This is a genomic window from Bacillus sp. A260 (assembly GCF_009861435.1).
GTDB lineage: Bacteria > Bacillota > Bacilli > Bacillales > Bacillaceae_G > Bacillus_A > Bacillus_A cereus.
On record NZ_CP046398.1, the window covers coordinates 4,976,063 to 4,996,896 of the forward strand.

Sequence of the window (20,834 nt, forward strand, 5' to 3'; positions counted from 1 at the left end):
ATCTATCCGATTGGGCCTTTTTTTATTTACTTATTAAAGTGTTGTAAAATCGCTTCTACAATACGCTCTGATGCACGACCATCACCGTAAGGGTTAGATGCTTTCGCCATCTTATCATGAGCTTCTTTATCTGATAACAACTCATCTGCAAGACCAAAGATTGTCTCTTCGTCTGTTCCTGCTAATTTCAGCGTACCTGCTTCAATACCTTCAGGACGCTCTGTTGTATCACGAAGAACAAGAACTGGTACCCCAAGTGATGGAGCTTCTTCTTGTACACCACCAGAATCCGTTAACATTAAGTATGAACGAGCTGCAACATTGTGGAAATCAATTACATCTAGCGGCTCAATTAAATGAATACGGTTATGTTCACCTAAAATTTCATTTGCTATTTCACGAACAACAGGGTTCATATGAACAGGGTACACAACTTGTACATCTTCATGCTTATCAACAAGACGCTTAATTGCACGGAACATATTACGCATCGGTTCACCTAAGTTTTCACGACGGTGAGCTGTCATAAGTACAAGACGATCATTTCCAAGTTTCTCTAGTACAGGATGACTATATGTTTCTTTTACAGTCGTTTGTAGCGCGTCAATCGCCGTATTTCCTGTAATGAAAATACGTGACTCATCTTTATTTTCCTTCTGTAAGTTCGTTGCTGATTTTGCTGTTGGTGAGAAATGAAGATCCGCCATTACACCTGTTAATTGACGATTCATCTCTTCTGGATATGGAGAATACTTATCCCACGTACGAAGGCCCGCCTCAACATGACCTACTGGAATTTGATTATAAAAAGCAGCTAAGCTTGCAATAAATGTTGTTGTTGTATCACCATGTACAAGTACAATATCCGGCTTCGCTTCTTTCATTACTTTATCCAAACCTTCTAAACCACGCGTTGTAACATCAATTAAAGTTTGGCGGTCTTTCATGATATTTAAATCGAAATCTGGCGTAATTCCAAAGATACTTAATACTTGATCTAACATTTGGCGATGTTGTGCTGTTACAGTCACAATCGATTCAATTTTTTCTGGGTGTTTTTGCAACTCTAATACAAGAGGTGCCATTTTAATTGCTTCTGGACGTGTCCCGAAAATTGTCATTACTTTTAAACGTTCAGTCATGTGATTGCCTCTTTTCTTTCACTAATTACAGCTTCTATTATGACATATAAAAATATGCATGAGTACTTTCCTTTTTAACGCATAACAGAAACTTTTCTATTACAAATACTTTTTCTTCCCACCGAGTAATAATCTATCTTTTGTTTCTTAACATCTTCATCAGTATAACAATTTCTCCCATCAAATAAAATAGGCTCCCTCATAAGTTGTACGTACTTTTCTAACGGATATGTTTGAATATCTTTCCATTCTGTTACGATAAAAGCCGCACTCGCATCTCTAATCGATTCATCTATACATCTACTATATTGTATAGCATCTCCAAATATATTTTTCACATATTGAATTGCTTTTGGGTCGTAAAGAGCAATATCTGCACCTATATTAAGTAATGCTTCTATTATAATAAGAGATGATGCTTCTCTAATATCATCCGTATTCGGTTTAAAGGATGCGCCAAGAACTGCAATCCGCTTTTTATTCATATTCATAACTTTTTTCGCTTTTTCAATCAATAGCAGCTGCTGCTTATTATTTACTTCAATAACCGCTTTTAACAAACGAAAATCATGAGCAACATTTCCCGCAATTTGTACCAGTGCTTTCGTATCTTTCGGAAAACACGACCCTCCGTAGCCAATGCCCGCATTTAAAAAAGATGCACCAATTCTCTTATCCATTCCCATCCCTTTGGCAACATCCAATACATTCGCGCCTACCTTCTCACATATATTTGAAATTTCATTAATGAAACTAATCTTTGTAGCTAAAAAGGCATTCGACGCGTATTTAATCATCTCTGCACTTTTAATATCTGTAACATACGTTTCTAAACATAATTCACTATACAAACTCTCTACTCTTCTTGCTACTTCCTCGCTATCCGCTCCAATTACAATACGATCTCCATGAAAGAAATCATAAATACCTGAACCTTCACGCAAAAACTCTGGATTCGATACGATATGTACTGTATGCCTCCCTTTTAACTTCTCCTCAATCCATCCCTTCATTACATCATTTGTACCTACTGGAACTGTACTTTTCGTAACAACAATAATATCGTTCATCGCGTATAATCCAATATCGTTACAAGCACTCTGAATATACGTTAAATCTGCCGTCCCATCTAATAAAGGTGGTGTTCCAACTGCAATAAATATAAACTCTACATCATCAAATGCCTCTTCTTTATTTGATGTAAAAATTAAAGCATTATTCTCATATGCATAATTTATTAATTCATGTAATCTAACCTCATAAATAGGTAAATCCCCTTGTTTTATCCGTTCAATTTTTTCATCATCTATATCAAAACATGTAACTGAATGCCCTAATTTTGCCAATCCTACTCCTGTAATCAATCCAACATATCCAGTACCTACTATCGTAATTTTCATTTCTTTTTCGCACAGGAATTTACAATAGAAAAGATATGAAATATAGAACTCTCCCTGCGCTTCCCCCTCTCATATTAAAAATGAGAAAACCCTTTTCCTTTTTCATTATATGAATTACTTCTCTTATTTTTTTTAAAGTTTTTGTAAAATTAAATGCACTATAAAGTAAAACTTAATCAGTAAGAATGAGGCTGCCAGTTTACGCGTAATAAATTCCCACATTTTAACACGAGACTTACTCATTTCTACGTGCAACACTTATAATACTGAAATAAAAGTATTCACTATCGAAGAAAAAGAGAAAATGTCACATTCCGAAGTCCAGTACGATTAACCTTCTTATATGATTCAACATTCTATATACAATTGTCATATATTTTATTCGCTTCCATTAACCGTAAAAAGAAAAAAAGATTGAATTCTAATCTTTTTGTGATACCATATGTTATGAGCCTGTAAACAAACATCATAATTTTCAGATAAATATATTTTCAAAAAAAAAAAATTACGTTAGACTATAAAGGGTGGGGTATTAATGGACTCACAAGTGATTTATGCCATTTTGGCATCTTTCATCACTGTACTTGTCGTTACTCCTTTAGTTATTAAATTAGCTTTTAAAATAGGAGCGACAGATAAGCCAAACGCACGTAAAGTGCACCAAAAGATTATGCCACGTCTTGGCGGGTTAGCAATATTTATTGGTGTAGCTGTAGGATTTGTTGTCGGTGGCTTATATGAGCAAAGAATGTTATCGATAACGCTAGGTGCAATTATCATTGTAATCATCGGAATTTTAGATGATATGTACGAGTTATCTGCGAGAGTAAAATTCGGTGGACAACTGTTAGTTGCCATTATGATTGTAAAAAGTGGATTATTAGTGCAAGTATTATATATCCCATTCATTGGGGATACTGAACTTGGATGGCTTGCTTATCCAATTACAGTATTTTGGCTTGTAGGTATTACGAATGCAATCAACTTAATTGACGGCTTAGATGGATTATCTGCTGGGATTTCATCTATCGTACTTGCAACGCTAGCATATATGGCCTTCACTAGCCCATGGGGTACTGGAACAGCTATTATCTTGCCACTTGCATTAATTATATTAGCAAGTACAATTGGATTTTTATTCTACAACTTCCATCCAGCAAAAATTTTCATGGGAGATACAGGAGCACTATTTTTAGGATACTGTATTTCTGTTATATCGTTACTTGGATTATACAAAAGTGTAACGTTATTCAGTTTTATCGTTCCAATTATCATTTTAGGTGTACCTATATTTGATACGATATTTGCAATCATCCGTCGTATCGTAAATAAAAAACCTATTTCAGCACCAGATAAATCGCATTTACATCACCGCTTACTTGCAATGGGATTCTCTCATCGCAAAACGGTACTAATTATATACGCATTCGGTATTTTCTTTAGTGTAAATGCCATTATTTTTACTACTGCAACGTTATGGTTATCCATTATTCTTCTTTTCGCTTTGATTTTCTTCACAGAAATCATCGCTGAAATAATCGGGCTTGTACATGAACGCTACAAACCAATCATTTCCTTTTATAAAAAAGTGAAAAAACGCGAAGACTAATTGTAGTATAGCCTTTTCAATTATGAAATATTCAAATAGCATCCTCTTTCTTATAAGAGGATGCTATTTTTTATTCTCATTTTATATTTCCAAAATATAGATTGTTTGAGAGTTCCTCTATTGGAGAAAGATATACATAATAAGAAAAGTATCAAGTTTTCTTTTTTACATCTTGATTGTCAAACTGAGGGTGAATGTTATGATCAAGCGAGTATTTCAATGTATTATTTTATTTTTAACGATTACTATGTACGTATCATCTAATACTGAAGCAACAACTGTTATTCCTGCTGAATATCATCCAAATACTGAAACAACTTCTCCTACACAAAAAATTGCGTACTTAACATTTGATGACGGTCCAAACAAATATACTACACAAATTTTAAACATCTTAAAAGAAAAGAACGGAAAAGCAACTTTCTTTGTTATTGGTGGAAAAGTACCACATTATAAAAAGACAATGCAACGATTAATTAAAGACGGACATTATATCGGACTTCACAGTATGTCACATGATGTAAAACGCCTTTACACTGGTGACCCTTCCACTTTAATTGCAGAAATGGAGCAAACACAAAGCATTGTCCAGCAAGTTACGAAATTAAATACACATCTCGTTCGCGTTCCATATGGTAGTATGCCTTATTTAAAGAAGAATTACCGTGACGCACTTGTATCGGCCCAGTATAAAATGTGGGATTGGACGATCGATACATACGACTGGAAAAGCTATGACAATCCTTCTGCCATACTCGAAAGAGTACGTAATCAAAGTGATGAACAAGTCGAAGTCATTTTAATGCATGATTCGAGTGTAACCGTACAAATACTGCCAAAAGTAATTGATTACTTACAGTCACAAGGATACAAACTTCTTCCCTATAATCCTTCTTCTCATCTCAAGGTAAATTTTTGGAAAGACACAAGATTGTAACAGCTTTAGTGCCTATGTGCTAAAGCTGTTTTATTTTTCTCTTCCCACCCTTCCCATTTTTGTGTAAAATTTTAAATAGTGATGAAGTTTCGAGGTGAATAGAAATGAAACGAATAGATCTCATTTTTAACGCAATACAAAAAGGCAATTATACAGAAGGTGTAACCGCATCAGAACTCGCTACATTTCTGCAACTAGATCGCGCCAATGTAAGTAGCGATTTAAACAAACTTGTAAAAGATAAACGTTTATTAAAAACAAATACGCGACCTGTTCGTTTTTACATAGAAACGAACACCTCGTTGGAAACGCATTCAAAAGGCATAACTTCATTAGATACATTTGCAATTGAAAATACGAGCCTTAAAATTGCAATTGAAAAAGCGAAAGCTTCTATTCTCTATCCTCCAAACGGTATGCATACTTTACTACTGGGAGAAACAGGGGTCGGAAAGTCTATGTTTGCTTCTTTAATGCACGAATATGCAATTGAAGTTGAACAGCTTCCCAAAGATGCACCATTTATCGTCTTTAACTGTGCTGATTATGCAAATAATCCCCAGTTACTACTCGGGCAATTATTTGGGATTAAAAAAGGAGCTTATACAGGAGCAAGTGATCAAAAAGGGTTAATTGAAAAAGCACATGAAGGAATTCTTTTCTTAGATGAAGTACATCGCCTGCCTCCAGAGGGACAAGAAATGCTTTTCACCTTTATTGACCGCGGAGTATACCGCCGCCTTGGAGAAACAGAGAACGAACGTAAAGCACAAGTATTAATCATTACTGCAACAACAGAAGAACCAAATTCATTTTTATTAAAAACATTTACAAGACGTATACCGATGACTGTTACGCTGCCACCACTTCGTGAGCGTACACATAAAGAGCGCTTTGCTTTACTACAGCTATTTTTCACAAATGAAGCAATTCGTCTGCGAAAAGACATTCACGTTAGCCCAAATGCAATGCGTGCTTTCGTCTTTTACAATTGTCCCAATAACATCGGTCAATTAAAAACAGATGTTCAAATTGCATGTGCGAAAGCCTATTCTGATTTGGTCACAAAGAAACGTGATTCTGTCTATGTTTCAAGTACAGATTTACCTTGGTATATGAAAGAAGGGTTGTTCATTGAAAGAAAGAGCCGTCACTTATACCAAATACCAAATGAAACATTTGTATTTACAGGTGAGGAAGGTTGGAGTAATCATAAAACAGAAGATGAAAAACGCTCTTCTATTTACGATTATATTGATTATAAATACGAAGAACTTCAAGCACGTGGTATTGAAGAGGAAGAATTAGAATTACTAATAGAAAATGATGTTCAAAGCTTTTTCGTACAATATTTTAACCAAATATCCAAAAAAACAAGCCATGAAAATGTTTTTAAAATTGTGGATCGTAATATCGTTTCCGTATGTGAAAAAATAGCGGAACTTGCTGAAAAGCATTTATCTAAGACGTTTGATGAAAAAGTATTTCTTGCTTTAAGTTTACATGTACAGACAACTCTACAACGTTTACAAAGCGGAAAACAAATACATCACCCACAATTAAATCAAATTCGTACGAAATATAAAGAAGCTTTTTCCGTAGCTATGCAATGCATTCAACTACTGGAGGAAGAATTACAAATAACAATGCCTATTGATGAAGCTGGCTTTTTAACAATGTTCTTCGTTGTTGATCCAATTCCTGCCTCACAAACAGAAGTAAAAGTATTAATATTAGCACACGGTAATGGCATCGCAACTGAAATGGCAAACGTTGCAAACGAACTTCTCGGTATTGAGGAAGTAACCGGTATTGATATGCCGTTACACGAATCACCGAAAGATTTCTTGGAACGTGTGAAAGTGTATATGAAAACACTACAAAATGTAAATGGGCTTCTCTTACTTGTCGATATGGGGTCACTTGCTTATATCGGTGACATATTAGAAACGGAGTTCAAAATCCCTGTACGTGTTCTCTCGATGACGAGCACACCACATGCACTAGAAGCAGCTCGAAAAGCTCAGCTCGGTTATTCATTAGATGCGCTGTATGAAACAGTAAAAAATTTAACACCGTTTTACTTAAACGTACAAGAAGAAAAGAAAAAACCTCTCTCTCCAATGAAATCTGTTATTTTAACAGCTTGTTTAACTGGTGAAGGAAGTGCTTTAGCTATTCAAAAAATGTTAGAGAACTATTTACGATTTGATAAAGACTTAATTGAAATTATTCCGATTAGTATCGTCCATGAAAAAGATTTAACGAAAATGATCGAGAACATAAAAAAAGAGCGTAATATCATTTGTATCGTCACGAATTTCGATGTGCAAGTGCCGTGCTTAACATATCATTTCCAAGACATCGTAAACTACACAGCGATTCAGCCCATTCAAGAATTAATTACGTATGAAGAAACATATGCAAAAATGGCGGATATTCTTGAACAACAAATGCAGCGTAACGATGGGGCATTACTTATTAAAACAATTCGTTACGCATTAAATACAATTCAAGAATTAATTTCCTTACAGCTAACTCCTGATAGCTTAATGGGGGTTATTCTGCATATGAGCTGTATGGTTGACCGTCTTCAAAAAGGAGAAAGCCTTCTTCCTCACCCTGATAAAGAGAAAAGAAGACAAGATGAATACTGGATGTATATGAAAGTAAAAAAAGCATTGCAACCGATTGAAAATACATTTGAAATACAAATACCTGATGACGAAGTATTTTACGTTATGGACTTCTTTATTAAAAATCAGCCTGTTAAAAATTAATTGAGGCCGTTTTTAAAAATATCGACCGTAACGTGAGTTATATCGGCGATTTTCAAAACATATCGATTTACCGACAATAATCGCTAAAACTAGCACCTTATATAATGAGAAAAGGCTGTTCCAACATATGGACAGCCTTTTCCTCTACTTCTTTACTTTTCTAACTCGCCCTCTTATTTCTCCTCTTTTTTGTGATTTCGTATGAACATTAACATATACATTTGCTTGAATAATTTCTTGAAGTAAATGTACAAATGATTTCCCTTGTAAAGGTCCCTCAAAATCCTCTACATTCACTACACCAGTAATACTTCCCTCGTTCAAACTAATCCCTTGCTCCAGTGGACCATACAAATATAAAACAACAGGACCAATTTGAGTAGACTTCCCTAAATGAATTTGACACGATGTAACCTTTTCTATATTTTTTAGTATTACTCTGTAATGCAATTTCGTTAAATCATCACTAAAAATAAACTCTGCTACCCCAAAAGCTTCTGTATTTACAGGAGGCACTTCCCTCTTACCTGTTAACCTGGCAAAGAAATGTGTTGTCATAAGGCATTCTCCTTATATAAATTTCCCAGCACTACTTCTACTACTTTATGGTTTAGACATAATCATTTATGACTTTTTCAATTTTAATTACAAAGAAAAGATTCACAAAATCTTTACATTAAAATCGTTCCTGTAGATTGAAAGTCTCTTGTATAATGCACATAGAAAAACATTATAGGAGGTTATTTTGAAAAAAAACAAACACATCTTTCACACATTATTAGAGATTTTTCTCGTCTCATTTAAATTAGGACTTACTTCATTCGGCGGTCCTGTCGCTCATCTCGGCTATTTTCACCACGAATACGTGCAAAAAAGAAAATGGATGGATGAACGAAGCTATGGAGATTTAGTAGCGCTATGTCAATTCCTTCCTGGTCCTGCCAGCAGTCAAGTCGGTATGGGGGTTGGATTATTAAGAGGAGGACTATTAGGAGCTATTATTTCATGGATTGGATTCACTTTACCGTCTGTACTTGTTTTGGTTTTCTTCGCCTCATTCCTTAATCAGTTCGACCTTGGAAGTGCCGGCTGGATTCATGGACTAAAACTTGTAGCAGTAGCTATTGTCGCTCATGCCATATGGGGAATGGCCCGAAAGTTAACTCCAGATCGCAACCGTGCGACGATTGCGATTGTAACTGCCGCAATTGCCTTATTATGGCCAAGTAGTTGGACACAAGTCATCCTTATTATAATATGTGGCTTTATCGGCTGGTTTTTATATCGCAACCAACCAATTAGCCAATCTCAAAATATAAAAGTACCTATTTCAAAAAAGATAGCAGTTTCTTGTCTCGTCTTATTCTTTGGACTATTACTGCTGCTACCGATATTAAGACCGTTTTCTTATTACATCGCTTTATTTGATAGTTTCTATCGTTCTGGCGCACTTGTATTTGGAGGAGGACACGTCGTGCTGCCCCTTCTTGAAGGTGAGTTCGTACAAAACGGAATGATGACGAAAGAACAGTTCCTAGCTGGATACGGATTAACACAAGCAGTACCAGGACCACTATTTACATTCGCCTCTTATATAGGAGCAGTATTAAACGGGACGCTTGGGGCAACACTCGCAACAATTGCGATTTTCCTCCCTGCTTTCTTACTCGTTATTGGTGTTTTACCATTTTGGAACAGTGTGAGAAAAATATCATTCATACAAGGCGCACTACTTGGTGTTAACGCCGCAGTTGTTGGTATTTTAATTGCCGCTTTTTACGATCCTATTTGGACGAGTACAGTTATAAATGCTTCAGATTTCGTTTTCGCTTCGCTTCTTTTTTGCTTACTAGCTTTTTGGAAAACACCACCTTGGGTTATCGTTATACTGGGAGCCTTTGGCGGATATATTCTGTCCATTTTATAAATAAAAAACGACGGCATGATGTAGCCGTCGTTTTTTCTATTAAAACTTCACAAGCTCTATGCCTTCTGGCAACTCACTCTCTGTTAAAATACGCAATTCCTTCACACGATCCATTACGTAAGAAGAACGCTTCACAAGCTCTGGATCAATATATGCTGGATGAACCATAATTTCTACCGTTTGTTCACCTTGTACTCTTTCTTTTAACTTCACAAAGTAATCTTCCGTCACACCATCCGCATAAAAATCACTGTAAAACACATCAGAAAATGGATGCACCGCTCTATCTTCCTCACAACGACGAATCGGAACATTATATTTAGCCGCTAATCTCTCAAGAACATCATGTAAGATCGGTAAACCATGCACATGATGATGACTATCTAAATGAGTTGGTGTTAATCCGTAAGATAAAAACTTCTCAATTTGAGCAGTCCATTCTCTCTCAACTTCTTCTGGATTTATATTCCCTTCCCTTACAACACTTTGTTTATGAAACGATCCGTTTTCCCCTACGAGTGACGGTACATCCTTTAACAGTGGTTCTCCTGCCGTTAATACGAGATGTACGCCTACTCCGAGTAGGTTGTACTCTTTCGCTAAGCGTACCGCATGCTCTGTTCCTGGCATATTCATCATCATCGTCGTTGAATTTACAAGTCCATTTATATGCCCATCAATAATGCCGTAATTTGTACCTTCTGTAAGACCGAAATCATCTGCATTTACAATTAACTTAATCATCATAATACCTCCTAATAGAATAAAAAAAGCGGGCTAAATAGCGCCGCTTTTACTTCTCTACCTTTTTGAAGAACTGCGGAAGATACTCTTTATGTGCTTCCAACATTTCATCTAAAATTTGTTTTGCAACTTTATCTGATGGTACAAGTGGATTGATTGTCATAGCAAGCAGCGCCTTATGATAATCCCCTGTAACAGCAGCTTCAATTGTTGTGCGCTCAAATGATTTAATTTGTTGTACTAAACCGCGAACTGGTACTGGAAGATCTCCCACTGCAATTGGTTTTGGGCCTTCTTTCGTAATAATACAGTTCACTTCAACAGCTGAATCATGTGGTAAGCTTGCAATTGTTCCGTTGTTTCGTGTATTAACAGGCTGGATATCACCTTTATTATTGTAAATAGACGTAATTAAGCTACATGCTGCATCACTATAATAAGCTCCGCCACGTTTTTCTAATTGTGGTGGTTTAATATCTAAGTTCGGGTCTTTATATAACTCAAATAAATCATTTTCTAATTGTTTTACTACTTCTGCACGTGTACCTTTTTCAACAGAAGCTTCTTTCTCTTCTTCTAACATTTCACGTGTTTTGTAGTAGTAACGGTGGTATGGACATGGAATTGCACGAAGTCCTCGAATAAAGTCTGGTTCCCAGTTAAGCGCTGCGATATTTTCCATCGTAATTTGCTTTTCTGGATCTGTCACAAGCTCTAACACACGGTCCATTACACTCACGCCATCTAAATATACGTCTAATCCATATACCATATGATTTAAACCTGCGAAATCAACGTGAACACGACTCGCATCTACTTCAAGTAATTTTGCAAGACCCATACGAATTCCGATTGGAACGTTACATAGACCAACTACTCTTTGAATATTTGTATAACGAAGAACAGCTTCTGTTACCATACCAGCTGGATTTGCAAAGTTAATTAACCATGCATTCGGACAGAGCTCCTCCATATCTTTACAAATATCTAAAATAACAGGAATCGTTCTCAACGCTTTGAATAAACCACCAGGACCATTCGTTTCCTGACCGATTACATCATATTTTAATGGGATTGCTTCATCTTTTGCACGTGCTTCTAATAAACCAACGCGAAGTTGTGTTGTTACGAAGTCAGCATCTTTTAATGCCTCGCGACGATCAAGTGTTAAATGTACCTCGATTGGTAAACCTGATTTTTTCACCATACGTTTCGCTAAGTTACCAACGATTTCTAACTTTTCTTTTCCTGCCTCAATATCTACTAACCAAATTTCACGAACAGGCAGTTCATCATAACGCTTAATAAATCCTTCAATTAACTCTGGTGTATAACTAGATCCACCGCCGATTGTAGCAATTTTAATTCCAGTCATGCTTTATTCCCCTTTCGCTTCAAGCTTTTTATAAAGATCGATAAACTCTGCTGCTAATTCTTTCACTGTAATCGCATTCATTAAATGATCTTGTGCGTGAATTAAAAGAACACTAACCTCTGTTTTTTCTCCTCTTGCTTCTGATTGTATGAGCTCTGTTTGGAAATGATGCGCTTCATTAATCGCTTCTTTTGCCTTTACCATCGCTTCATCTGCTTCTACCATTTTCCCCTGTTTGGCAAATTGAAGTGCCTCCATCGCAAAGCTTCGTGCGTTACCACTATTTAAAATCAATTGGAATGGAATTTGTTCTGCTGTAGTCATCATAATTACCGCCCTCTCTATAAGGTTCAACCGATTTAAATACCCCTTCAGTTTGAACATTTCTATTACATTATTATTTTATGAATGATAGTTTGGTGTTCTTGTAGATGAGTTTCATCTTTTTGAACATGATATAAAGGTGATTGTCCTCACAGATAGTGTTATCTGTGAGAACAATTACTGTGTTACATAGGTACAGAGTTGTTATTTCCTTGTGCTGCTGCTTTTTCAGTACGAACAACAGAACGATCGCACAATACAACGAATGGATAGTAGATTACCATCGCAATTACAAAGTTGAATAACTGTAGAATTGCACCTGAAAGATGCCCACCTGTTACAAGATAACCACTAATAATTGGTGGTGTTGCCCATGGAATCATTGCAACTGTTTTTGGTACCCAACCAATAGATATAGCTGTATAAGAAGTAATTACCAATACAATTGGTGTTATGATAAACGGCAAGAATAAAACTGGATTTAAAATAATTGGTGTACCAAAGATTACTGGTTCGTTAATGTTGAATGCACCTGGACCAATTGATAAGCGGGATACACCGCGTAATTGTGCACTTTTTGCTACAAGTAATACAACTACTAAGAACGCTAATGTTGCACCAGAACCACCAAGATATACGAAAGTATCAAAGAATGGTTTTGTAACAATGTTTGGAACATCAAATGCAGATGTGCCACCTTGGAATAACTTCATATTTTTCTCTAATGCTGGTAAGTATAACGGCTCAATAATACCACCAACGATATTTGGACCATGTAAACCGAAGAACCAAAGAAGATGAACAAGGAGTACAATGACAATTGCACTTGGTAATGTCCCTGCTAAACTTTGCAGTGGTGATTGAATCGTATTAAAGATAAATTCATGAACACTTGTACCAGCTAATTTCACTGCTAATTGAATACCTGCAACTACTGTTAAGATAACAAATGCTGGAACTATAGCTGCGAAAGATCTTAAAACTGCTGGTGGTACTCCATCAGGCATTTTAAAAGTAATGTTTCTTTGTACGAAGAAACGGAATACTTCAGTAACAAGGAGTGCCACAATAATTGCTACGAATAACCCTTGTGCACCTGTCCAAGCTAAGTTCAATCCGCCTTCTTTCGGTGTTGTTGGCGTAAGAATAATTAACGCACCAAATGAAATAATACCTGCTGACAAACCATCAACGCCGTAAGATTTTGCTAAGTTATAACTTGTTGTAAATGCTATGATTAGTGCTAGAATCGCGAAAGAACCAGTCCACATTCCACCGCCAACTTGTTTCCACGTTTCACCAAACAAACCTTTCATGAAATCTTGGAAAGCCTCAGATGGAAAACCATTAATTAGTGATGCCAGTGCACCAACTAAAATAAGTGGCATAACTGCGATAAATCCGTCACGGATCGCAGCTAAATGACGTTGCGACCCGATTTTACCAGCGACAGGAACAATATATTTCTCCATGAATGCAATAAACTTTTGCATTTCGCTTCCCCCCTAATTATTTTTTAAGTGTTAATGCGTGATCTAAAACTGCTTCTCCATTCATCATGCCGTAGTGCATTGGATTGATAACGTCGATTCCAACGTTTCTCTCATCAGCAAGCGTTTTCATTGAAGAAAGCATGTAACGAACTTGTGGTCCTAGTAATAATACATCTGCTTGATCGATATTCGTTTTTACTGCATCCCCAGATACAGCCCAAATCTTTCCTTCTAAACCGCGAGCTTTTGCAGCCGCTTCCATTTTTGTAACTAGTAAACTTGTAGACATCCCTGCTGAGCAACATAATAAAATATTCATTTGAAAATCCCCCTTGTGTAGTATAAAAAATTTATGTTTTATTTATTTTTCTTTACGCTATTTATTAATGCAATTAGCGTGCCAACTTTTTAAAACCACTAAAATCAGTGCTTTTTCGAGCATTTTCTTTGTGTGTTAACGCTTTCAATTAGTGTGTCGTCTAAAAAACACACAGTGTGTTATAAAACAACACGCTTTTAACACATAACTGTATGAAAATAGATTAGTGTTTAGTTGTCTAGTTATGTTTAATATGAAAAAACACTAAAAAAATTTTTTATCGTAGAAATCTAGTAAAAAACAACATTTTCTTGAGCTCAGTCTTCTATCTATTCTATTGTCCAAGCATACTCTACTAGATTACATAAAATAAAATAGAATAAAATAACACAATTCGAAAGGGGATTCCTATGCCAAAACATAGAAAACAAAGCAAAATAAAGATTTATAGAATAACAAGCTATAAAAAAGACAAGCGTTCTGAATTAGACTCTGACAAATTTGAACTAGAACAGCAGGACAAGCATGATATACAAGACAAACAGGACAAACAGGATGAGCAGAATAAGCAAGATAAGCAAGTACAATCGGAAAATGTAACTATAGTACCTACAGATTCACACAGCTTAGATGTGTGGGATGAAATTTCTCTAAAGGAAATACAAGCTGGTGAACATACGAGCCTATTTGAAGAAAAGAGTAATTATCAAAATATTAATTTAGTCCAAGTAAACGATGTTCGCTTATACTTGGACAAGCAACTACAATTCAGTTCCGTTGATGAGCAAATTTATCATGAAGCACTTGTACATCCGATTATGGCAAAAGTAATTGATCCAAAACGTGTTCTCATATTAGGTGGTGGCGATGGCCTTGCCTTACGAGAAGTTTTGAAATATGAAACTGTGCTACATGTAGACCTTGTTGATTTAGACGAGGCAATGATTAATATGGCACGTAATGTTCCAGAAATAGTATCTTTAAACAAAAATGCTTTTTTTGATAATCGTGTGAACGTGCACGTATGCGATGCAAAAGAATTTCTAAATTCACCTTCATCTTTATACGATGTAATCATTATTGATTTTCCAGACCCAGCGACAGAATTATTAAGTACTTTATATACAAGCGAACTATTTGCTCGTATAGCTACATTCTTAACAGAAGATGGGGCTTTCGTCTGTCAATCTAATTCACCTGCTGATGCACCTCTAGTATATTGGAGTATCGGTAATACAATTGAACACGCTGGATTAACTGTGAAGAGTTATCATACAATCGTTCCTTCTTTCGGAACTGACTGGGGATTTCATCTTGCTACTAATTCTGCACATGTACTCGATCAAATTGAACAATTATATGTAGTACCAACTCCTCGAACATTGCCTGCTCTTCTTTTTCCTTTATTTCAATTTAAAGAAGAACATCTAGAACAACGTAACCTCGCTCTTTTAAATTCAGAATCAAATCTTATCTTACATCAATGCTACAAACAGGAAATGAAGTTTTGACAATATTATAATAAGGAGTGCTACCCTATGGAATATTCTACTTTTGGCAAGCATATAATAGTAGATTTGTGGGGAGTGGACTTTTCCCTATTAGATGATATGCACTTTTTAGAATATCATCTAGTTACAGCTGCAGATTACTCTGGTGCCCATGTTTTAAACGTAAGTAAAAAAGAGTTCCAGCCATATGGTGTTACTGTATTAGTGTTATTATCAGAAAGCCATCTTTCCATTCACACTTACCCGGAACAAAATTTTGCGGCTATTGACTGTTATACTTGCGGTACAACCGTTGAACCACAAATAGCGATTGATTATATCGTAAATATATTAAAACCGGAACGGATGCATATAAAAAGATTAATTCGTGGTATAGGAGAAATTGTTACTGCCGATTAATTATAACTCTTACTCATCCGAAAAAAGGAGGATTGTAAAATACCATCAGTGGGATGAACATTCCACTGATGGTACAGGCACATACATAAAATGAAATTTTAATTAGTGGAAGTTTTACTGCCCGTTAATTCGAGATAAAAAAACCTTGCATAAGCAAGGTTCATTCATCCACCGACATCTTCCTATATAACTCTACAAACTCACTCGCTAATTCTTTCACCGTAATTGCATTCATTAAATGGTCTTGTGCGTGTACCATTAAAAGAGTAACTTCGGTCTTTTCACCACCAGCTTCTTTCTGGATAAGCTCCGTTTGTACACGGTGCGCCTCTTTTAATTCCTCTAGTGCTTCTTGTAATTTAGCTTCAGCTTCTGTAAACTCCCCACGCTTCGCACAATCAATTGCTTCCATTGAACAACTTCTCGCGTTTCCCCCATGCAAGATTAAATGAAAAGCTTTCGTCTCTATCGTATCCATTTTAGTTCTTTACTCCCCCTTTTCTTCCGCCAGTTTTTGTTTATCCCATATTTTTAAGAACGGTAAATAAATGAAGAATGCTAGCGCAAAGTTAACAAGTTGTAAAATAACACCTGAAATTTTCCCGCCCGATCCTAAATATCCACTAAAAAGAATAGGTGTCGTCCAAGGTACAGCGGCCCCACTCGGACGTGCGACCCATCCCCATTCCATTGCAAAATACGAAACAATTGTTAACACAACTGGAACTAATATGAATGGAATTAGTAAAAGTGGGTTCATCACAATCGGCATACCAAAAGTTACCATCTCATTAATATTAAATATACCAGGTGCAATTGACAATCTCCCTAAACTTTTTAATTGTTGACTTCGTGCAAATAGTAACATTCCAACAACTAGAGCAAGCGTTGCACCAGAACCGCCCATATAAATCCATAAGTCAAAAAACTGTGCCGTAATCGTATTTGGTACATCTTGCCCAGCTTGAAAAGCAACTCGGTTTTGATCCATTAACGACAACCAAACAGGGCTCATTACACCACCAACAATAGTAGCACCATGAATTCCACACGACCAAAGAACATGAACGAGAATAACTGCTATTATTGCGCCCCAAAGACTAGCACCAAGTACACTAAGTGGTTCCTGTAAAATTTGTCCCACAATATTATGGATACTGCCAAAAGAAGTATTTTCTATAATTAAGCGTAAAATCCAAATAACTGTTACAACAATAAATCCTGGAACAAGTGCTGCAAATGAACGCGTGACAGCTGGTGGAACTGTCTCTGGCATCTTTATAATTATCTTTTTTTGTACAATAAATCGATACAGTTCAGTAGATATAAGTGCAATAATCATTGCTACAAATAACCCTTGGCTTCCCATTAATGCAGCTGGGATAGCGCCTTCTACAAGTACACTTTCTTTTGTACTTGGTATAATATATGCAACTTGAAATGGCGTCGCAAGTAAAAACGTCACAAGCGACAATGCCCCGGATGCTAAAGCATCCACTTTATAATACTCTCCAAGCCTGTAAGCGATTCCAAAAACAGCTATTAAAGCCATTATATTAAAAGTTGCACTAACTGGATACCCTAAAGCTCTCTGCCAATTCTCACCAAACAAACCTGCCATAAACTCGTTATATCCGGGTATTGGCAGTGCACTAATAATGAGGAAAAACGATCCAATAATTAAGAAAGGCATCGTTAAAATAATTCCATCTCGAATTGCTTGTAAATGCCTCTGCTCTGCAACCTTCCCTGCTACTGGCATCACGTACTTCTCTAAAAACCGTATCATCTATCCCACTCTCCTCATGGTTTCATTGACAAAGCTGCTTGCAAGATAGCTTCTCCATTACAAAGTCCGTAATGAACGGATTGAATGACATCAACAGGTATCCCTTTATCCTTACATAATTCTTTCATTTTCGGTAATAAATAACGTACTTGCGGTCCAAGTAAAAGGACATCAGCTTTATCAATATGACTATTCACTTCAGAACCTGATACTGCCCAGATTTTCACTTCTATCCCTCTTGCCTCTGCTGCTTTTTCCATCTTTGTAACAATCAAACTGGAAGACATTCCCGCTGCACAGCAAAGTAAAATATTCATTCTGCTTCCCTCCCCTTTTTTCTCTACCTAAATTATGGTGCACTCCTTGCCACCACTAGGTTACAAATATATATGTCTAGATTTCCTGCTGTATGCCGAGCTTAAAAACAAAAATTTCTTGGTTTTCGCGCTATTCCATCTATCCGTATTCTCCTAGTAAAGAGAACTCTAACTCGCTATAATGATTCAGTATGACTTTTTTTAATTGATAGGAGGATATATTTATGAAGGCATATCGCTTTCCACTTATTTTATTATCTTCTATCCTAATTGGTGGTTTCATTGGTTATTTCATGGGTGCCGATGCAGTTGCTTTAAAGCCGCTTGGTGACATTTTCTTAAACTTAATGTTTACGATTGTTGTACCTCTAGTGTTCTTTAGCATCGCATCGTCTATTGCTAATATGGATGGATTAAAACGTTTCGGTAAAATTATGTCTAGTATGGCTGGGACTTTCTTATTTACAAGTATTTTAGCTGCTATTTTTATGATTATTGTCGTGAAAGTATTCCCGCCAGCACAAGGTGTTGTACTAGAACTAACACAACCTGACAAAGCCGGCAAAGCTGTTAGTGTTGCAGATCAAATCGTCGGTATTTTAACAGTATCTGACTTCTCGAAGTTACTATCTCGTGAAAATATGTTAGCTCTTATTTTCTTCTCTATCTTAATGGGGATTGCAACTTCAGCAGTTGGCGAAAAAGGAAAGCCATTCGCTACATTCCTACAAGCTGGTGCAGAGATTTCAATGAAGGTTGTATCTTTCATTATGTACTACGCTCCAATCGGACTTGCTGCTTACTTCGCAGCATTAGTTGGCGAATTCGGACCACAACTTCTTGGAACTTACTTCCGAGCAGCAATGGTATACTATCCAGCTTCTCTTATCTACTTCTTTGTATTCTTCACATTCTATGCATACCTTGCAGGTCGCAAGCAAGGTGTACAAGTATTTTGGAAGAACATGGTCTCTCCTACAGTTACATCACTTGCAACTTGTAGTAGTGCCGCAAGTATTCCAGCGAACTTAGAAGCAACGAAGAAAATGGGTATTTCTTCAGACGTTCGTGAAACAGTTGTCCTTCTTGGTTCTACACTTCATAAAGACGGCTCTGTTTTAGGTGGCGTATTAAAAATTGCTTTCTTATTCGGTATTTTCAACATGGAATTCGAAGGGCCGAAAACATTAGCAATCGCACTTGTTGTTTCTTTATTAGTAGGAACAGTAATGGGTGCTATTCCAGGCGGTGGTATGATTGGTGAAATGTTAATCGTATCTCTATACGGTTTCCCGCCAGAAGCACTGCCAATTATCGCAGCAATTAGTACAATCATTGATCCACCTGCAACGATGTTAAACGTAACAGCAGATAACGCTTGTGCGGTAATGACAGCTCGCCTTGTAGAAGGTAAGAATTGGATCAAAAACAAATTTGCTTAATAGAAAGAGGATGCTCGTTTAGAGCATCCTCTTTTTGTCTTTATTTATTGATTAGTCGATACCACTCATTCTCTCTCGCCACAAATTTGTTAAAATCTTCACAAATATTCCACATCCATTATCCATTCTCCGTACTATAATCATGTATGGAAAAGGAGATGGAAACGATGACACAAAGCGTACCTGAATTTAAAGTTTTGCAAAGCATTGCATTTCTCGCTGTCGTTTTGCAAAGTTCCTTATTATATACAATGAATCAAGGAAATGTCTTACTTGAGCAATCCCTCATTATGGGCATGCTATTTAATCTTGCAAAATTCTCAGCACCAGCATTCATATTTATCGTTGGATTTCACTTAATTCGTCACTATACGAAGCAATTAGTATATAAAGAATATATTTCTGAAAAAGCGACACACTTACTCATTCCTTATTTCTTTTGGTCTATTCTTTACTTATTAACAACAAATGATCTTATTACATTACAAGGCGGAATAAAAAGTTTATTACTCGGAACAGCCGCGCCCCATCTTTGGTACGTTATTATGATGTTCCAAATTCACTTATTGTTCCCTTTACTATGCACACTTTTTTATTGGTTTCAAAAACGAACAGAAAATAAAAAAGACATATATAAATATATGACCTTTTTCGCTTGCCTATATTTTCTATTAATGTGGTTCTCTTCTCACTATATTTTTAATGGAGAAAAATTAACAAGCTCAACAATTTTACATTATACAGATCGATCATTTCTATTCTACTCATTCTATTTCGTTATGGGTGGCATTGCCGCTGTAGCACTAAAAACTTGGCGTCTATTCGTCATGAAACATATCCCGCTTATAACAATATTATTTTTCATCTTATTTTTATTCATCAATTATGAGTTGTTTAGTTTTTACGGAGCAAACTCTATTCATTTAACTGTTTCTACCTATTTAAAACCATCTATGTTTTTATATATCGTATGCGAAATTATCATACTGTATGTGTTATCTATTATGATAGTACAGCGTCGTGGTTTCTTATATAAAACGTTACGTTTTATTGGAAATTACACGTATGGTGCTTATTTAGCTCATTTATTCTTCTTGCAACTATGCACAAAACTTCTTTCCTTATTCACGCTGCAAGAAAATACTATATTATATAGCCTATTACTATTTGTGTTAACGGCTATTATCTCTATTTCAACAATGGTCATTTGTAGCACAATACCATTTCATACTTGGATTACAGGTCCTTCTCCTACAACAAAGATGAAATGGACGAAGGTTGTATTCCGAAAAAATCATAAAAAACTATTCAAGCCATATATTTGAT

The 20,834-nt window shown here is 36.1% G+C and carries 19 protein-coding genes; 8 read left to right on the plus strand and 11 right to left on the minus strand.

What is annotated here, in order from left to right:
* Positions 1 to 26 precede the first annotated feature (26 nt).
* Together wecB and GD442_RS25375 are read right to left on the minus strand one after the other, a co-directional pair.
* Complete coding sequence (wecB, locus tag GD442_RS25370) at positions 27 to 1,142, minus strand: non-hydrolyzing UDP-N-acetylglucosamine 2-epimerase (protein ID WP_000140145.1); 1,116 nt, start codon at positions 1,140 to 1,142, stop codon at positions 27 to 29.
* A gap of 74 nt (positions 1,143 to 1,216) precedes the next feature.
* A complete protein-coding gene (locus GD442_RS25375) occupies positions 1,217 to 2,542 on the minus strand; it encodes a UDP-glucose dehydrogenase family protein (RefSeq protein WP_086407873.1) in 1,326 nt (441 codons plus the stop codon).
* Between the two features lie 535 nt (positions 2,543 to 3,077).
* Between GD442_RS25375 and GD442_RS25380 the strand changes: the two genes are divergently transcribed.
* The 3 genes from GD442_RS25380 to GD442_RS25390 all read left to right on the plus strand — a co-directional run bounded on the left by GD442_RS25380 (position 3,078) and on the right by GD442_RS25390 (position 7,868).
* The gene (locus GD442_RS25380) at positions 3,078 to 4,151 is read left to right on the plus strand and encodes a glycosyltransferase family 4 protein (protein ID WP_000378318.1); all 1,074 of its coding nucleotides are present in this window, start codon (positions 3,078 to 3,080) and stop codon (positions 4,149 to 4,151) included.
* A gap of 199 nt (positions 4,152 to 4,350) precedes the next feature.
* The gene (locus GD442_RS25385) at positions 4,351 to 5,088 is read left to right on the plus strand and encodes a polysaccharide deacetylase family protein (RefSeq protein ID WP_000597149.1); all 738 of its coding nucleotides are present in this window, start codon (positions 4,351 to 4,353) and stop codon (positions 5,086 to 5,088) included.
* A gap of 104 nt (positions 5,089 to 5,192) precedes the next feature.
* On the plus strand, positions 5,193 to 7,868 hold the full coding sequence (locus GD442_RS25390; RefSeq protein WP_000820971.1) for a sigma-54-dependent transcriptional regulator: 2,676 nt from the start codon (positions 5,193 to 5,195) through the stop codon (positions 7,866 to 7,868).
* A 144-nt stretch (positions 7,869 to 8,012) separates the two neighbouring features.
* On the opposite strand, the gene exsM is transcribed toward GD442_RS25390, so the two are convergent.
* Complete coding sequence (exsM, locus tag GD442_RS25395; RefSeq protein ID WP_000207046.1) at positions 8,013 to 8,426, minus strand: exosporium regulatory protein ExsM; 414 nt, start codon at positions 8,424 to 8,426, stop codon at positions 8,013 to 8,015.
* 187 nt (positions 8,427 to 8,613) lie between these two features.
* Between exsM and GD442_RS25400 the strand changes: the two genes are divergently transcribed.
* Positions 8,614 to 9,795, plus strand: coding sequence for a chromate transporter (locus GD442_RS25400; protein ID WP_000739648.1), 1,182 nt, complete (start codon positions 8,614 to 8,616; stop codon positions 9,793 to 9,795).
* A gap of 39 nt (positions 9,796 to 9,834) precedes the next feature.
* On the opposite strand, the gene chbG is transcribed toward GD442_RS25400, so the two are convergent.
* From chbG to GD442_RS25425, 5 genes are all read right to left on the minus strand, one after another.
* Positions 9,835 to 10,539 (minus strand): chitin disaccharide deacetylase, encoded by a 705-nt coding sequence (chbG, locus tag GD442_RS25405; protein ID WP_000593496.1) that lies wholly within the window; start codon positions 10,537 to 10,539, stop codon positions 9,835 to 9,837.
* Positions 10,540 to 10,588: 49 nt separating this feature from the next.
* Positions 10,589 to 11,914: a 6-phospho-beta-glucosidase gene (gene celF, locus GD442_RS25410; RefSeq protein ID WP_000145750.1), complete on the minus strand. Its 1,326-nt coding sequence runs from the start codon at positions 11,912 to 11,914 to the stop codon at positions 10,589 to 10,591.
* A 3-nt stretch (positions 11,915 to 11,917) separates the two neighbouring features.
* Complete coding sequence (locus tag GD442_RS25415) at positions 11,918 to 12,241, minus strand: PTS lactose/cellobiose transporter subunit IIA (RefSeq protein ID WP_000989059.1); 324 nt, start codon at positions 12,239 to 12,241, stop codon at positions 11,918 to 11,920.
* A gap of 182 nt (positions 12,242 to 12,423) precedes the next feature.
* Entirely contained in the window at positions 12,424 to 13,731 is a 1,308-nt protein-coding gene (celB, locus tag GD442_RS25420; RefSeq protein ID WP_001168822.1) for a PTS cellobiose transporter subunit IIC, read from the minus strand.
* Positions 13,732 to 13,747: 16 nt separating this feature from the next.
* Positions 13,748 to 14,050, minus strand: a complete 303-nt coding sequence (locus tag GD442_RS25425; protein ID WP_001023569.1) for a PTS sugar transporter subunit IIB — start codon at positions 14,048 to 14,050, stop codon at positions 13,748 to 13,750.
* A gap of 410 nt (positions 14,051 to 14,460) precedes the next feature.
* Here GD442_RS25425 and GD442_RS25430 point away from each other — a divergent pair, with 410 nt between their 5' ends.
* Positions 14,461 to 15,561, plus strand: coding sequence for a polyamine aminopropyltransferase (locus tag GD442_RS25430; RefSeq protein WP_001123965.1), 1,101 nt, complete (start codon positions 14,461 to 14,463; stop codon positions 15,559 to 15,561).
* A 27-nt stretch (positions 15,562 to 15,588) separates the two neighbouring features.
* Positions 15,589 to 15,960, plus strand: coding sequence for an adenosylmethionine decarboxylase (gene speD, locus GD442_RS25435; RefSeq protein ID WP_000456821.1), 372 nt, complete (start codon positions 15,589 to 15,591; stop codon positions 15,958 to 15,960).
* A 160-nt stretch (positions 15,961 to 16,120) separates the two neighbouring features.
* On the opposite strand, the gene GD442_RS25440 is transcribed toward speD, so the two are convergent.
* Genes GD442_RS25440 through GD442_RS25450 form a run of 3 tightly spaced genes read right to left on the minus strand, consistent with a single transcriptional unit; the run spans position 16,121 to position 18,066 of the window.
* Positions 16,121 to 16,438 carry a PTS sugar transporter subunit IIA gene (locus GD442_RS25440; RefSeq protein ID WP_000379645.1) on the minus strand — a complete coding sequence of 106 codons (318 nt, stop codon included), beginning with the start codon at positions 16,436 to 16,438 and terminating at the stop codon, positions 16,121 to 16,123.
* Between the two features lie 9 nt (positions 16,439 to 16,447).
* Positions 16,448 to 17,749, minus strand: coding sequence for a PTS cellobiose transporter subunit IIC (gene celB, locus GD442_RS25445; RefSeq protein WP_000617789.1), 1,302 nt, complete (start codon positions 17,747 to 17,749; stop codon positions 16,448 to 16,450).
* A 14-nt stretch (positions 17,750 to 17,763) separates the two neighbouring features.
* Entirely contained in the window at positions 17,764 to 18,066 is a 303-nt protein-coding gene (locus GD442_RS25450; protein ID WP_001023543.1) for a PTS sugar transporter subunit IIB, read from the minus strand.
* A 224-nt stretch (positions 18,067 to 18,290) separates the two neighbouring features.
* Between GD442_RS25450 and GD442_RS25455 the strand changes: the two genes are divergently transcribed.
* Together GD442_RS25455 and GD442_RS25460 are read left to right on the plus strand one after the other, a co-directional pair.
* Entirely contained in the window at positions 18,291 to 19,508 is a 1,218-nt protein-coding gene (locus GD442_RS25455) for a dicarboxylate/amino acid:cation symporter (protein WP_000649376.1), read from the plus strand.
* A 167-nt stretch (positions 19,509 to 19,675) separates the two neighbouring features.
* Positions 19,676 to 20,833, plus strand: a complete 1,158-nt coding sequence (locus tag GD442_RS25460) for an acyltransferase (protein WP_086407872.1) — start codon at positions 19,676 to 19,678, stop codon at positions 20,831 to 20,833.
* Position 20,834: the final 1 nt, after the last annotated feature.